The organism is Marinobacter sp. NFXS9 (assembly GCF_040148665.1).
In the GTDB taxonomy this organism is placed as follows: Bacteria; Pseudomonadota; Gammaproteobacteria; order Pseudomonadales; family Oleiphilaceae; genus Marinobacter_A; species Marinobacter_A mangrovi.
Genome location: NZ_JAGDDW010000001.1, coordinates 486624 through 501225 on the forward strand (window position 1 = coordinate 486624; position 14602 = coordinate 501225).

Here is a 14602-nt window from a genome sequence, read left to right on the forward strand (position 1 = left end):
GATCATTACAGATAGTTTGTACTGAAATCCGCCAAATGTCTTTTGAAATCAATGACGCAGTTGTACTCCAGATAGGCATTCCAGACGAAGGCCTAGAAACGGGTGCAGTTGGTGTTGTCGTAGCCGAGTTTTCCGAGCCAAATGAGGCTTTTGAAATAGAGTTTCTCGACGACGATGGCGATTTGCTAGCTCAGCTAGCACTGTTACCTGAGCAGCTATCGAAATACGAATGATGTTCCAGACACATCATTTCTGCCCGGCAAGCGGCAGATAGAAGCGACCGGCTAGGCTTTATCGAAGCCATGAATGGCCCGGGTACCAAAAGGGCTGGTGAGCCAAGCAAAGGAAATCTTTTCGGATTGTTCGCTCAAGGACGGTATTGGCTGACGAGGGTTTTCCGGTGGGAAATCAAGCGTCCCAAGAAGGCTGAACCGAAGGCTGTTTCTGATGGCTCGTGGCTGGATCGCCTCAAGCAGTTAACCCAGATTAGGGACGTGACAGAAGCGGAAATCGCCGCTTTACCCAACTACCGCCTATGCCTGGGAGAAGCTGAATGGCGAGGTTCAACCGCCACCTTGGAGTTCTGTCAATAACTGTACTGCAGAAGTTACTCTGAGTGGTCAGCCAGAGCATTTTCCGGCAGCACGTCAATGAAGTGCCGAAGATGCTCGAAACTCTCAGAGCCTAATAGGTCAAACTCGCCTTTAGTGGCTAGCAAGTAGCTATTGCGAGCTTTATGCAAACGACTTAACAGGGGTATTATCTGGCCGTTCACTCTCAATGCATATGCAACTAGGTCTGCAGCGGACCGGGGAATTTTGTAGCCTTTGTTTGAACTGGCAATAATAACCCCGTTGTCTCTGAGCTTGGCGATGATACTTGACCTTAATGACTGCTCGGCCACGGACTGGAAGCCATGAGAGTGCAAATGAGATATTATTTCATTTGTAGGGATATAGGAGTCTTCGCTAACAAATCTATCTTTAAATAATAGGAAATTTAAAGCAACTAGTTGCATGGCTGTTTCGTAGTCGGTCGCACCAGATTTTTTTGATATAAAATCATCGGCCTTGCTCAAAGCATGCTTATAAATTTGGGGGTCGTAGTCGGATGTGGCTGTATTTACGTTTTGATATAGTCTATTTTTTACTGGCCACTCAGCTAACCCTATGCATTTTGACAAAAGCAGATTCTTAGTTGCTTCTCGAAGACTATCGTTAACGGCTCGTTTTTCATAAATCTTTGCAAAGCTGCCAACCAGGAAATCCGCGAGTTGAACCAATGGAACATCTTGGCTATCAACTAATTTCAAGGTTTTCCTGCGGAATAGATCGTCAGTCCCCAATGAAGTAATGTAATCGTAAAAGCTCTTTTGAAATTCAACATTCCCATGACTATCAGCATATATTTCTAAATCGTCAAAAGATGAAATTAATGACGAGTAAAGCAGCCGGTTAACAAATTTTATAAAGGACTTTTTATATTGTAGACCGCCATCTTTTTCGACAGATTTTTTATCTAGCGCCAACAGGTAAAACTTAAAATCGAGAGCATTAATCGCGCTTAAAATTTTATTTCGTCGAGCATGTTTATCTTTGTCTTTAACACTACTTGACTTCATTTCTCCCGTTTGAAAGTGTTTTGCGCGTATTAACTCTACTTCCCGATTCAAGTTAGCAAGATGATCCTCATTCACCAATACTGCCAGCACCATAAAATAGCCAGTCACTCCATCTTTTTCTATTTCAAGATCATGATTTCCCGACTCATCGATGAAGACAAAAGTTTTTTCCATGATAGCAACCCGCCCTATTCTTTTGTTTTCTCTTCAGGGAGAACCACCTCGAACGGAGATAGGAAGTGTTCGGCAATTTGGTCATATCGGATCTTTGACGTGTACAAGAGTCGCTCGCATTCATTTTTTAGCGCCTCGCCTTCAAGCAAGCAACGAGATAGTGCTCTTATAATACCGCGGGCTTCGACGACCAACTCTTGAAGTTTCGCGTAAGTCAGAACATAGCTGGTTGTTGCCTCTGCGGCCTCTGTAGAAAGGTGGTTTGGGTGCACAGACACGCAGAGACACGTCATATTGGGATAGTTTCTATTGAACCACTTCTCGGCGACCAATAACTGGCCGTGCTCATCCTTTGTGAAATGATTATCTATTAACTTCCTGCTTTTGGCTTCGATGACAAGTCCTTTGCTTGGAGAAAGTAACCAAATCAAATCAGGCCCTTTTCCTCCTTCATCAAACCTTTCCGTAGAAAACCCGATGAGTTGGCCTAAGTCTGCAAGTGATTGTTCAAACTGGGAGGCAGAAGATGTAGGCGCAAGTTTGGCTACAACGCTATCGAAATCATTCTCCAGCCCTCGCCTAAATCGATACTGGCCAACTAAGGACGCCAGTGCTTCCGCCTGTGAGCTGGGGGGATTAATTGCCTGATATGGCGGTCTGATCGCCGGTTTTTGCAGAATCCTATTCAGACCAAATGCATGCTGCTGATAGTCGTCACTTAGCTGTTGGTTTCCCCAGTGATACGCAATTCTTGCGCAAATTTGAAACAGCCATCCCTTGAGCGGCCTATCTGAATCTCCAATCTCTCCTATTGCATCAAGGAGCTTTGCAATAGCTTTCTCATGATAACCATCTCGCCAAAGATCAATCGCCTTCCTTTCCTTTGATGCAAGCTCGATGGGCAATGGGTGGGCTTCGGCGGCCTCTACCATTTCTGCCAAAGATTCGGCGTGAAAGTTTTTCCAGTCACTATTTCTGTCGTAACTGAATGAAACAGTCTCTCTAAACTCTTCGTTGGTTCCAATTCTCTTGCTGATATCTGAACCGATCTCAAGTTGAGCTCTAGTGGGCGCAGTTAGGTATTGAAAATTGGATTCTTTAGCTATCCATGCAGCTAAGTCAGCCCCTACCAGCAAAACAACGCAATAATCTCCAGATCCTCGAGCTGCGCGACCCATGCCTTGCTCAATCCGCTGAGCCAACATGCGAGCCAAGCTCGATCCTCCCTGCAATGCGCTGGCCCTGTATAGTTCATAGTTCGAGCTACCTTGAGGCTGCCCATCTAGAATCAAGAGCCTGCATGATTCGCCAGGCAAATCTATTCCGTCATAACGATTTGCAAAAACCACAGGCCCGTTAATTTGACGTGCCTGAAGTTTAGTCACTAAATCATCAACTTCTGCTGATCCCTTCGCAATCGTCGCTATATCACTCCATTCCTGAGCCAGTTTGTTCGATGGAGACAATATAACGACGCCCAAGCCCTGGTTTCTCGTTGTCCATTCGGAAACCTCCCGAGTAACCTGCGCCACATCTGGGCCGTATTCCATAAGCTGAGGCGTAAGTATCATTCGCTCGCTCACGCCGGCCAATGATCTTGAACACAGGGGCTGATGCACTGCGGCTTTTGCAGCGCCAAAAGTTCGCACCAACTCGCTATCGTCTGCGATTGTCGCGGACATGTAGATTCGGCGAGGCGCATCGTGAAACGTGGGAAACATGTCGACGAAAGGTAAGATTGGCGTAATAGTAAAAGATCTTCGCCCCACGAACGCGTGGCAAAGATGGAGATTATCCCTCACAAGGGGCCATACAAAGCGATTCCCTCCCTCGGTTGGGCGAAGTTTCTCTCTAACAACCGCTAGATTTTCCAGCCAAGCATGAAAAGGCACTTCCAGCACTGACCGTTCATTCCCGCCGACAACATCATCGAATGTTCCAATCTGGGAGTTCTCGGAAAACGCTTGGCGAAATAACCCTGCCAAATCGTGGTATAGCTCCTCGCTGTCTCCTGATTTTGCGATATCGAGGGTAAAGCTATCCCGAAGAACCGAGAATGACACGTGTGCATCATCGAGAATTACTGCGCCGACTCTTACGGCGCTATTACTGCCCACCAAGCCAAATTTGCTTTTTCCATGAAAGAGCGCCTTGTAGGAAGCCACCAAGACCGACTTGCCGTTTATAAACTCATCATTTAGCGGGGAGCCGCTTTCATAACCGCAAGCTTTAATTCCATACTCTTGCGCCTTCAAAAGGGTTTGGTTTACAAGCTGATTGGTTGGTGCAAGAAAGATAACAGGCTCTTTCAGCTCATTTAGGGTTGATTGAGCCATGAGCAGTCCAACAAGAGTTTTGCCGCCTCCAGTGTGCAGCTTTACAACAACGTCTCGGTCATTTCTGTTCGAGTACCAATCCTGCAAAACTTCTGCCTGGCTAGTATACAAATCATTGATTTGAGGTGGCTTCGGAAGTCGTCTGAAAATTTCTTGTGGATCGTTCGGAAGTTTTGTTTTTTTTGCATTCCGCATTGCGTTGAAATCAACCATGAAATCCCTCTCATCTCAGAAGCCATATTGCTGTTGTTTTTGATGTCGCCCTGTCTGGCAGAAGACTAGTTGAATCTAACACGAGGTTAACATTCGCCCCATGATAAGCAATCAGCTAGCTTTCATTATGTCTACATAATGTCCACATGGGCTGCTAGAGATAAAGCGCAAAGAAGACGTGATTAGTTAAGTTGCTGAATTTTATGGTGCCCGGGGCCGGACTCGAACCGGCACGACCTAACGGTCAAGAGATTTTAAGTCTCCAGTGTCTACCAATTTCACCACCCGGGCAGAGGGAGTGCTGAAAGGAGCGGGGATTGTATAAGTAGCTGTGCCTGATCGCAATCTCGCCCTTCAAATCGGTCAATTCTCAACCATATCGCTCCTCCCCTAACCCGGCTTTCGCGCCACTCCGTACGTCACGAATCCGGCAATCCTCGGCGTATTCTGGATATAAAGGCTTTCGGCCGATTCGATCTCGAAGCCGGCGGATTCCAGCAACCGGGTAATGGGTCGGTTCAGGTGGCAGCCGCCTGCGACTTTTCGCCACGCCGGGGTCAGGCGGTCTTGCCATTTGCGCACGCCTGGCTCCGGGGCGCAGCCGTGTTCGCAGAACAGGAGCTGGCCGTCCGGTTTGAGCACGCGCTTCATCTGCTGCAAGGCCTGGAACCAGTCCGGGATGGTGCAGAGGGTGAAGGTGAGCAACACGGTGTCGACGCTCTCGTCCTCCAGTGGGATGCGTTCGCCCGGCAAATCCAGCCATTTCACCGCTACCGGCGCGGCGGCCACGTTTCGCGCGGCAATCCGTCGCATGCCCTCGGACGGTTCCAGGCCCCATACTGAATTGACCCTGTCGGGATTGTAGAACTGGAGGTTCACCCCGGACCCCATGCCCACTTCGAGGACATCGCCCCGGGCCTGAGGCACCAGTTGCTGGCGCAGTTTCATCACCGGTCCGATGGAGCAGGCCCGGTTAATCAGATGGGGTAAAACATGATCTTCATAAAGTGACATTTGAACACTCCGGTTCGCGCACTACTATTGTTAGAGGCATGTAGGCTATTGATTTCCGATATTGATTTCAGTCAATGCATGCGATGGCTCGACAGGTACGCTGAGCAGGATTTTCGGACTGGTCATGGATCCTCACAGTCCGTCATTCCGGATGCCGGTAACAATAAGGGGTCTTCTGGTCACCAGACAGCACCCCGCTCCTCAGATGGCATTTCGTTTTCGTTTGAGCGGCAGCTCCAGCATGACCTGGAACGCCTTTGTCTAACCTGTGCCCGGAGGTACCCGTGGATTTAGATCCCATTCTCCTCTCCCGTATCCAGTTCGCCTTCGTTGTATCGTTTCACGCGATCTTCCCGGTCTTCACGATCGGCCTGGCGTCCTACATCGCAGTCCTGGAAGGACTGTTCTTTCGCACTCAAAACCCGGCCTGGGAACGACTGTCGGCCTTCTGGACGAAGGTTTTCGCCGTGGTCTTCGGGATGGGTGTGGTCTCTGGCATTGTCATGTCGTTTCAGTTTGGTACGAACTGGAGCAATTTTGCACAGGCCTCGTCAAATTTTATCGGGCCATTGCTCAGCTACGAGGTGGTGACGGCCTTCTTCCTGGAGGCGGGCTTCCTCGGGGTGCTGCTGTTCGGGCGTAACAAGGTGCCGGCAGGTGTGCATCTGTTTGCCGCACTGATGGTGGCCCTGGGCACGTTCATCTCGGCCTTCTGGATCCTGGTCGCCAACAGCTGGATGCAGACCCCGGCGGGCACCGAGATGCGCGACGGCGTGATCCACGTGCTGTCCTGGAGCGAGGCGATCTTCAATCCCTCTTTCCCGTTCCGCTTCCTGCACATGGTGATGGCCTCCTTCCTCACCGGGAGCTTTGTGGTGGCGGGCGTGAGCGCCTGGTACCTGCTGCTCGGTCGCGAGAAGGAAGCCAACCGCAAGGCGCTGTCCATGTGCCTGTGGCTGATCCTGTTCCTGGCGCCGGCGCAGGCGTTTATTGGCGACGAGCACGGTCTGAATACCCTGGAGCACCAGCCCACCAAGGTAGCGGCAATGGAAGGCAACTGGGAAACCCAGTCTGGCGTGCCACTGCTGCTGTTCGCCTGGCCGGATAAGGAGACCCAGTCCAACCTGATGGAAATCGGCATCCCGCATATGGCGAGCCTGATCCTGACCCACGACTGGAACGGTGTCGTGCCGGGCCTGAAGGAGGTATCGCCGGATGAACAGCCGCCAGTCTCCATCGTGTTCTGGAGCTTTCGCATCATGGTCGCCATGGGCCTGTTGATGATCCTCGCCGGCGTGATTGGCGTGATCCTGCGAGCCACCGGCAAGCTGTACAGCACCGTCTGGTACCTGCAGAGCCTGCGACTGATGAGCATCGCGCCCTTCCTGGCGGTTCTCAGCGGCTGGTTCGTGACCGAAGTGGGCCGGGCGCCCTGGCTGATCTACGGCATCATGACCCAGGCCGAGGCGGTTACGCCGTCGCTGACCGGCGGCATGGCCCTGTTCACGCTGATCGGCTACATCGTGGTCTACGCCATGGTGTTCACCGCCGGCGTCTACTACCTGTTCCGGGTCCTGCAGATGGGCGTGGAAGACGAAGAGCCGGTGGATGAGGAACACGATCGTGCCATGCGTCCGCTGTCGGCCGCGCACGTCACTTTCGAAGCCGGTCCCTATCCGGGACGTGATCACGACACCCACGCCGCACCGCTGAACAAGGGAGGCCACTAATCATGCAATTGATCGATCTACCGCTTATCTGGGCTGTGATTATCGGCTTCGGCGTCATCATGTACGTCCTGATGGACGGCTTTGACCTGGGGCTGGGTATCCTCTTCCCCTTCGCGCCGGACGAACAGGCCCGGGATGTGATGATGAACTCCGTCGCTCCCATCTGGGACGGCAACGAAACCTGGCTGGTGCTCGGCGGTGCCGGGTTGCTGGCCGCGTTCCCGCTGGTCTATTCGATCTTCCTGCCGGCGCTGTACATCGGGGTGTTCCTGCTGCTGGCCGGGCTGATCTTCCGGGGCGTGGCGTTCGAGTTCCGCTTCAAGGCACGCACGTCCCGCTATCTGTGGAACTGGGCCTTTGCGGTTGGCTCCATGATCGCCTCGTTCGCGCAGGGTTGCGTGGTCGGCGCCTACATCCAAGGCTTTGAAACCCAGAACGGCGTTTACGTCGGCGGCGCGCTGGACTGGCTGACTCCGTTCACCGTGCTCACCGGCCTGGGCCTGATGGCGGGCTATGCGCTGCTGGGCAGCACCTGGCTGATCCTGAAGTCTGAAGGCTATATCCAGGAATGGGCCTACAAGATCACCCGTCCGCTGTTGCTTGTGGTGCTGGTCGTGTTTGCCATCGTCAGCGCCTGGACGCCCTTTGTAGACGAGCTGGTGCGCGATCGGTGGTTCTCCACCATCGAAGTCATCTGGATCTTCCCGGCGCTGGCGCTGTTCTGTGCCTACCAGATTTTCCGGCACGTGGGTAAGCGCAGCGAAGGCATGCCGTTCGTCTCGACCATGGGCATGTTCATCTTCACCTATCTGGGTCTGGTGGCGAGCCGTTGGCCCTATGTGGTGCCGCCGGACTATACCCTGTGGGATGCGGCTTCGGCGCCGGAGTCACAGCTGTTCCTGCTGCTGGGTGTGCTGTTCGTCGTGCCCATCATCCTGACCTATACCGCCTGGTCGTATTGGGTCTTCCGCGGCAAGGTCAAGGCAGGTGTCGGCTATCACTGAACCAACCTCCTCCACTGACGAGGCTCCCGGCGCTGATGCCGGGAGCCGTTCCTCATCCGATCGGGAAAGGCAACGGCGGGTCCGACACTGGCTCAACGAGCTGGCCGGCCCGGCGCGGCCCCAGATTCGACTCGCGATTGTCGGCGGCACCGCGTCCGCCGTGGCCATGGTGGTCCAGCTTGGTCTGACGGCCTGGCTGGTGTCCCAGGTGGTGATGACGCACGTCGAACTGGCCACGCTGACACCTCTGATTGGCGGCATTCTCGCCGCGATTCTGCTGCGCGGCGCCTTCCAGATCATGCGCGACAACGCGGCTGCAGCATCCAGCGAAACCATCCGGCAATCCGTTCGCCGCCAACTGATCGACAGCTGGCAGGCCCAAGGCCCCACGGGGCTGTCCCAGACCAGTCCGGCAACGCTGGCCAGCGAGTGGCTGGAACAGGTGGAAGCCCTCCACGGTTACTTCGCACGATTCCTGCCGCAGATGATGTTGTCGGTGATCGTACCGCTGCTGATCCTGGTGGTGGTGTTCTGCTACGACGGGCTGGCTGCCCTCTTCCTATTGCTGTCGGCACCGCTCATTCCGCTGTTTATGGCGTTGGTGGGTATGGGCGCCGAGAAGCTGAACCAACAGCACTTCGAAACCCTGGGCCGGTTGTCCGGTCATTTCATGGACCGGTTGCGGGGGCTCACGACCCTGCAGCTGTTCGGTCAGACCGACAAAGCCACCCGCGAGGTGGGCCTGGTCACCGACCAGTTCCGTAAGGTGAACATGAAGACGCTCAAGGTGGCGTTCCTGTCCTCGGCGGTGCTGGAGTTTTTCTCGTCGGTCGCCATTGCGGTGATCGCCATGTACATCGGTTTCGGACTGTTGGGCTATATCCATTTCGGCGGCGCCGATGAGCTGACGCTGTTCAGCGGCCTGTTCATCCTGCTGCTGGCGCCGGAGTTCTTCCAGCCGCTGCGCCTGCTGTCCCAGCATTACCACGACCGCGCCTCCGCAATCGGTGCGGCGGATTGTCTGCTGGAACGCCTGGAGGCCGAATCCGCTCGTGCTCCGACGGCCCCAACGGTTTACGACACACCGGACACCGCCCAAGGCATTCACCTGAAGCACGTCTCGTTTGGGTTCGTCGATCGCGGCCCGCTGTTTGCCGATCTGTCGCTGACGATCGGCGCGGGCGAGATTGTCGGCCTGGAAGGGCCTTCAGGCTGCGGCAAGTCCACCCTGCTGCACCTGATTGCCGGCTTCTGCCAGCCCCAGTCCGGATCGATCAGCGTGTTTGGTGAAACGCCGGGCATCCGCCCCTTCGGCTGGCTGGGTCAGTCCCCCTTTATCCTGCAGGGCACCTGGGCGGAGAACCTGCGCCTGGTGGCGCCGGATGCGACCAACGAGCAGTTGCTGGAGGCCATTGCCAAGGCCGGACTGAAGCACCTGGTGGCCACCCATCCACTGCGGCTCAATGCCCCGGTCTCCGAGTCCGGCGCCGGGCTGTCCGGCGGTCAGGCCCGAAGGTTGGCGCTGGCGCGTATTTTCCTGGCGGATTACCCTCTGGTGCTGCTGGATGAGCCCACGGCCGGCCTCGACGCGGAAAGTGAAGAGCAGGTGATCGCGGCCCTGGACGAGTTGGTCGCCAATGGTCGGACCCTGGTGCTGGCCAGTCATCACCCGCAATTGCTGGATATGGCGGACACGGTGTACCGCGTCCGTCACGGAGGGCTGATCCATGAATGAACTCTGGCCCTGGCTGAAACTGATCCTGCAACGTCGTGGCCGCTTGGCGATTGGCGGCGTGCTGATCCTGCTGACGGTGCTGTCCGCCATTGGCCTGCTGGGTCTGTCCGGTTGGTTCCTGACCGCCTCGGCCATCACCGGCGCCCTGCTGGCCAAAGGCATCCACGCGTTTTTGGACATCTACGTGCCGGGCGGCGGCATCCGCTTCTTTGCCATCACCCGGACCGTGTCCCGTTATGTGGAGCGGGTATTCAACCACGATACCGTGCTGCGCTTGCTGGCCGACCTGCGCGTTCGCCTGTTTTCGACCCTGGCTCACCAGCTCCCCCATGAGCACCTGTTCGCCCGGGCCTCGGATCGGCTGAGCCGTCTGGTGCAGGACATCGATGCACTCGACAACCTGTATCTGCGGCTGCTGGCGCCGCTGGGTGTGGCGATTCTGGCCATTGGCGCTGTCAGCCTGCTGGCGTTGCTGGTCAGCGGTCAGCTCGCCCTTTGGGTGCTGGTCGCCCTGCTGGCGCTGACTGCCGTCATCACGCTGGGTCTGGCCCGAATGAATCGACAGCGCACCGCGCGCCGGGTCGAGCGCCTGGAAGCCCTGCGGGGCCGACTGATCGAGACCCTGGAAGGCCAGGCGGAACTGCGGGCAGCGGGACTGATCGGCGCACATTGCGACCGCCTGCTGGACGACGATCAAACCATGATGCGCCCGCAGTACGCCACGGAGCGGTCGGTTTCCACGGCGCAGGGCCTGATCACCTGGACGGTGCAGGCGGTTGCCCTGCTGGCACTGGTTATGGGCCTTGGCGGGGTCGAATCCGGTGCGGTCAGTGGCCCGGTGGCGGTGCTTATCGCGTTGGCGGTGCTGGGCCTCGGTGAAATCCTGACTGCCCTGCCCCCGGCTTACGCGGAATTCGGCGGTACCGTGGCTTCCGCCCGGCGCCTGAATACCGAAGTGCACTACGAACTGATGGAGGCTCCCGAAGCCGTGGACGAGCCCACGCCCGGCGAACTGGAATGGCACGATGTGGGCTTTGCGTTCGAAGATCACCACCCGCTGTTACGCCACTTCTCGCTGAAACTGGCCCCCGGAGACCGGGTTGGGTTGATCGGAGCGTCCGGCAGCGGCAAGTCCACGCTGGCCGACCTGGCCGCCGGTCTGCTGACGCCGGATACCGGCGAGATTCGCTGCCACGGTCGAACCCGTTGGCCGGTCAACGGCATCGGCGCGCAGCGGGATGTGGCCTACCTGACCCAGCGCACTCACCTGTTCAACGGCACCCTGCTGGACAACCTCAAGCTGGCGCGCCCGGACATCACCTCCGGTGAAATCTGGCACGTGCTGGAGGTGGTGCAACTGGCGGAAGCCGTGGACAGCTGGCCGCTGGGGCTGATGACCTGGGTCGGCGAAGCGGGCCGTCAACTGTCAGGCGGTGAAGCCCGCCGGGTCGCCCTGGCACGCGTGCTCCTGCTGGATGCGCCCATCCTGATTCTCGACGAGCCGTTTACCGGCCTGGATCGGGACACGGCCGCGCAGCTGTCCAAGGCGCTGGAAATTGAATTGAGCGGGAAGACGGTGGTGGGACTGGCCCATGACGCCAGCGCCCTGCCACCGATGCACAGGACGCTGACCACGGAAGATTGGAAAAGCTGATGCGGGTCTAACGGTTCTCGAGCAGTTCGAACCGCAGGCCCGCGTTTTTCACCAAGCGGTCGATGGCTTTCTGGCCCAGCAGGGAGGCCGGGGTCCAGAAACCGCCGGGGCGCTTCTCAGGATCGTCGATATCGAACGCCAGGCACATGGCCGCCTCGCCCAGCATCTTGCCGGTTGAGCCATAGCCGGGATCACGATCGCCGGTGACCTTGGTTCGAATCATCTCGCCTTTGGAGGAAATGCCCACGAAACGCAGGTCGAAGAAGCCTTCTTCCTGGGCTTTGGGGGTCGGGCCTTCGCCTGGTTTGGGCAGCACAAATTTCTCCAGCGCCCAGCGGGCGGGCTTGATCGTCGCGGCCACGAGGAAACCGCCCAGGCCTGCAGCCACACCCAGCGCCGCCGCGCGTCCCTTGAGCCCCTTACCGGTCAGGACCGCTTCGTCATAACCGAATTCCTGACCATAGGCGGCGCCCTGCAAGGCGTTGGAGCGGTGTACCACTCGCGTATTGATGGCGCCCATCACGAACGGCGCCGTCCACGCCTTGAAATCCTCATCGTATTCCGCCGCTTTCACGTTGTGCTGACGACGGGCCGGCCGGAAATCCTTGGGGCAGATGGAATACGGGTTCGCCAGCTCCTTACGTAACGCCGGGTCGGCGACCGCTTCCTTGGTGACGTTGATCATGCTGGCCACCGTGCCACCGGACAGACCGCCCTTGGCCGCCTTCACCCGCATTTTCACCGTCGAGCACGGCTCACCGAACTGAGCTTTCGCTTGCTGCTGAAGGTAATAAACGCCCAGGTCCGAGGGAATCGAGTCGAAGCCGCAGCAATGCACGATCCGCGCGCCGGTCTTCTTGGCTTGCTCTTCGTATCGCTCAATCATCTTGCGAATCCACTGGACTTCGCCGGTCAGGTCGCAGTAATCCGTACCGCTATTCACGCACGCCTGAACCAGCGGTTCGCCGTAAAGTGCATAGGGCCCGACCGTGGAAATGACCACGCGGGTCTGTTCGCACATCTCGGTCAGCGATGCCTCGTTGCCGGCGTCCGCGATGATGACTGGAAGATCCGCGGCCGCCTCACCCAGCCCCGACTTGAACGTCACCAGCTTGGCTTCGGAACGGCCGGCGATGGCCCATTTGACCTCGCCCCCGGCGCCGTAGCGCTCCAGCAGGTATCGGGACAGAATCTGCCCCACAAAACTGGTCGCGCCAAAAACCACAATATCGAATGGTGCCTGACTCATTCTGAGATCCCTTTTTCTGAAAGTAGCTGAAGAATATTCTTTAGAATTATGATTATTATACTGTTTTACGATTCACCATAAACGCCATGAACACCGCCAGACCCAGGCCCCAGAAGCCGTTCAGGACCAGACCGCCCATCCAGGTCTGTCCGGAAACAGGGATTCCCTTGAGCGGGAAAACCACCAGCATGGCGACCACGGTCGGCCCGATGGCCCCCAGGACGATGGCGCTAAACCAGTGCATCAGCGGCTTCATGCGCCGGATGATGGCCCAGATGGGAATGCCCCACAAACCACCAAAAAATGCCAGCGACATCACGGCGGGCACATGGAACGGCGGAACCGGCGCCATATTGTAGGGTGCGGCCGGCACCATGCCCGCCAGATAAAACAGACCGAACAGCCCCTGATGAAACAGGAGCGTCGCCAGAAAACCAGCGACAAAAGCCTTGAGCCATTCCATAGCCATTCCCCCGGTTGCGGCACAAAACAGGCAGTATAGACAGAATCCAACGCGTTAGCGGTTATCCAGGTTTGATACGCACCGTTGCGGGCTGCGGTTCAAGACGATCAGTAGATGCGGCCCCGCCGTCCCAGCTGATAGCGAACGGACTCGGGGAGCAACCCACTGACCGATGCGATGACCTTGTTGAACCGGCCCGGAACGCAAACCGGCTTGCCGGCCAACGCGGCCCGGTAGCCTTCTTCGACGACGGCCGACACGTCCTGCCACAGAATCGACGGCAGGCGGCTGACCTGCTCGCGCGTACCCTGGACGTCGTGGAATTCAGTGTAGGTAAAGCCCGGGCACAATGCGGTCACCCGAACGCCGTGCTGACGAAATTCCATGTCGGCGCTCTCGGAGACGTTGACCACGTAATTCTTGATGCCGGTGTACAGCATGCCCGCCGGCGACGGTGCAAAGGCGGCCAGGGACGCCACGTTGATGATGTGCCCGTAGCCCCGCTTCACCATGCGCCGGCCCAGTTTGACCATGAGTTCGGTCAGCGCCGTGACCATCACCTGGATTTCCTGGTTCAGCACCGACCAATCGCTGTCCACCAGGCTCGTGCGCGCGGCAAAACCGGCGTTGTTCACCAGGAAGTCCACGTGGAGTCCCGCGTCGTCGACAGCGCGGAGGATGCGGTCCACGGCGCCGGAATCGCCCAGGTCCTCGGCCACGATGTGAACTGCCACTCCAAAGCGGGCTTGCAGATCCGTGCCGAGCGCTTCCAGACGCTCGCGGCGGCGGGCCACCAGCACCAGGTCGTAACCCTGACTGGCAAGTTTCTCGGCGAATCCCTTGCCGATGCCGGCGGAGGCACCGGTGACCAAAGCGGTTCTTCGGCTCATGCCATCTCCCTGTTCTGTGCGGCCGCGGGTTTCCGGGCGTCCGTTATTAAAGCGGCACTTCGGCCAATCGCAAGGCCGCTGACGTCCCTCACACTATGCGGGAAAGCCTCGCAGGCCAAGTGCCTGTAGGGACGACAACGATGAAACAACCATGGTAACAGGAGTTTCCAACGTGACGGTGTTCCTCGCCTTGTGCGTGATTGGCCTGCTCATCGCCGCGATTGTGCTGTATCGCCAGCTCAAGCGTCAGGGTGAAATGCTGGAGAGCGCCCTGTCCCGGATCGAATCTTTGAACGGTGGGCGCCGCAGCGAAGAGCCGCAGATGGTATTGACCGTGCGGGTGCTGGACCCGATCGCCGTGGCCAAGCGGGAGTCCCGGTCCGCGCGGATTGTGGCGGATCACCTGCCCAATATGGTGTGCCGCCGGGTGTACCAGCAGGTGATGCGTGAAGTCGGCGCCGAACTGGCCGAGCGCGGCGTCGAAGCGGAAATGAAGGTGGAATATCGCTAACGGAGAGA

At 57.2% G+C, this 14602-nt stretch carries 12 protein-coding genes and 1 tRNA gene; 6 read left to right on the top strand and 7 right to left on the bottom strand.

The annotated features are described in order from the left end of the window. The first annotated feature begins 35 nt into the window (after positions 1–35). Complete coding sequence (locus J3364_RS02130; RefSeq protein ID WP_349556316.1) at positions 36–233, top strand: DUF4926 domain-containing protein; 198 nt, start codon at positions 36–38, stop codon at positions 231–233. Between the two features lie 374 nt (positions 234–607). On the opposite strand, the gene J3364_RS02135 is transcribed toward J3364_RS02130, so the two are convergent. The 4 genes from J3364_RS02135 to J3364_RS02150 all read right to left on the bottom strand — a co-directional run bounded on the left by J3364_RS02135 (position 608) and on the right by J3364_RS02150 (position 5358). Further along, a complete protein-coding gene (locus tag J3364_RS02135) occupies positions 608–1795 on the bottom strand; it encodes a DUF3800 domain-containing protein (protein ID WP_349556317.1) in 1188 nt (395 codons plus the stop codon). Positions 1796–1809: 14 nt separating this feature from the next. Beyond that, positions 1810–4344 (bottom strand): DEAD/DEAH box helicase, encoded by a 2535-nt coding sequence (locus tag J3364_RS02140; protein ID WP_349556318.1) that lies wholly within the window; start codon positions 4342–4344, stop codon positions 1810–1812. A gap of 204 nt (positions 4345–4548) precedes the next feature. After that, a tRNA-Leu gene (locus J3364_RS02145) sits at positions 4549–4635 on the bottom strand. Positions 4636–4734: 99 nt separating this feature from the next. Then, positions 4735–5358 (bottom strand): class I SAM-dependent methyltransferase, encoded by a 624-nt coding sequence (locus tag J3364_RS02150; protein WP_349556319.1) that lies wholly within the window; start codon positions 5356–5358, stop codon positions 4735–4737. A 284-nt stretch (positions 5359–5642) separates the two neighbouring features. Here J3364_RS02150 and J3364_RS02155 point away from each other — a divergent pair, with 284 nt between their 5' ends. The 4 genes from J3364_RS02155 to cydC are packed head-to-tail and all read left to right on the top strand — an operon-like array spanning position 5643 to position 11481. Then, positions 5643–7088 carry a cytochrome ubiquinol oxidase subunit I gene (locus tag J3364_RS02155; protein WP_349556321.1) on the top strand — a complete coding sequence of 482 codons (1446 nt, stop codon included), beginning with the start codon at positions 5643–5645 and terminating at the stop codon, positions 7086–7088. A gap of 2 nt (positions 7089–7090) precedes the next feature. Then, the gene (cydB, locus tag J3364_RS02160) at positions 7091–8092 is read left to right on the top strand and encodes a cytochrome d ubiquinol oxidase subunit II (RefSeq protein ID WP_349556322.1); all 1002 of its coding nucleotides are present in this window, start codon (positions 7091–7093) and stop codon (positions 8090–8092) included. After that, on the top strand, positions 8076–9827 hold the full coding sequence (gene cydD, locus J3364_RS02165) for a thiol reductant ABC exporter subunit CydD (RefSeq protein WP_349556323.1): 1752 nt from the start codon (positions 8076–8078) through the stop codon (positions 9825–9827). Before cydB ends, cydD begins: the two co-directional genes overlap by 17 nt. Beyond that, positions 9820–11481 carry a thiol reductant ABC exporter subunit CydC gene (gene cydC, locus J3364_RS02170; RefSeq protein WP_349556325.1) on the top strand — a complete coding sequence of 554 codons (1662 nt, stop codon included), beginning with the start codon at positions 9820–9822 and terminating at the stop codon, positions 11479–11481. Before cydD ends, cydC begins: the two co-directional genes overlap by 8 nt. A 7-nt stretch (positions 11482–11488) precedes the next feature. On the opposite strand, the gene J3364_RS02175 is transcribed toward cydC, so the two are convergent. From J3364_RS02175 to J3364_RS02185, 3 genes are all read right to left on the bottom strand, one after another. Beyond that, the gene (locus J3364_RS02175) at positions 11489–12730 is read right to left on the bottom strand and encodes a saccharopine dehydrogenase family protein (protein ID WP_349556327.1); all 1242 of its coding nucleotides are present in this window, start codon (positions 12728–12730) and stop codon (positions 11489–11491) included. A 55-nt stretch (positions 12731–12785) separates the two neighbouring features. After that, the gene (locus tag J3364_RS02180; RefSeq protein WP_349556328.1) at positions 12786–13193 is read right to left on the bottom strand and encodes a hypothetical protein; all 408 of its coding nucleotides are present in this window, start codon (positions 13191–13193) and stop codon (positions 12786–12788) included. 107 nt (positions 13194–13300) lie between these two features. After that, complete coding sequence (locus J3364_RS02185) at positions 13301–14083, bottom strand: SDR family NAD(P)-dependent oxidoreductase (protein WP_349556330.1); 783 nt, start codon at positions 14081–14083, stop codon at positions 13301–13303. A 151-nt stretch (positions 14084–14234) separates the two neighbouring features. Here J3364_RS02185 and J3364_RS02190 point away from each other — a divergent pair, with 151 nt between their 5' ends. After that, complete coding sequence (locus J3364_RS02190) at positions 14235–14594, top strand: hypothetical protein (protein WP_123634490.1); 360 nt, start codon at positions 14235–14237, stop codon at positions 14592–14594. The last annotated feature ends 8 nt before the right edge of the window (positions 14595–14602 follow it).

Coding starts and splice junctions, on each gene's coding strand:
- J3364_RS02175 (WP_349556327.1), bottom strand. CDS start 12,730: ATGAGTCAGGCACCATTCGATATTGTGGTTTTTGGCGCGACCAGTTTT.
- J3364_RS02135 (WP_349556317.1), bottom strand. CDS start 1,795: ATGGAAAAAACTTTTGTCTTCATCGATGAGTCGGGAAATCATGATCTT.
- cydB (WP_349556322.1), top strand. CDS start 7,091: ATGCAATTGATCGATCTACCGCTTATCTGGGCTGTGATTATCGGCTTC.
- J3364_RS02190 (WP_123634490.1), top strand. CDS start 14,235: ATGGTAACAGGAGTTTCCAACGTGACGGTGTTCCTCGCCTTGTGCGTG.
- J3364_RS02185 (WP_349556330.1), bottom strand. CDS start 14,083: ATGAGCCGAAGAACCGCTTTGGTCACCGGTGCCTCCGCCGGCATCGGC.
- J3364_RS02150 (WP_349556319.1), bottom strand. CDS start 5,358: ATGTCACTTTATGAAGATCATGTTTTACCCCATCTGATTAACCGGGCC.
- J3364_RS02130 (WP_349556316.1), top strand. CDS start 36: ATGTCTTTTGAAATCAATGACGCAGTTGTACTCCAGATAGGCATTCCA.
- cydC (WP_349556325.1), top strand. CDS start 9,820: ATGAATGAACTCTGGCCCTGGCTGAAACTGATCCTGCAACGTCGTGGC.
- J3364_RS02180 (WP_349556328.1), bottom strand. CDS start 13,193: ATGGAATGGCTCAAGGCTTTTGTCGCTGGTTTTCTGGCGACGCTCCTG.
- J3364_RS02140 (WP_349556318.1), bottom strand. CDS start 4,344: ATGGTTGATTTCAACGCAATGCGGAATGCAAAAAAAACAAAACTTCCG.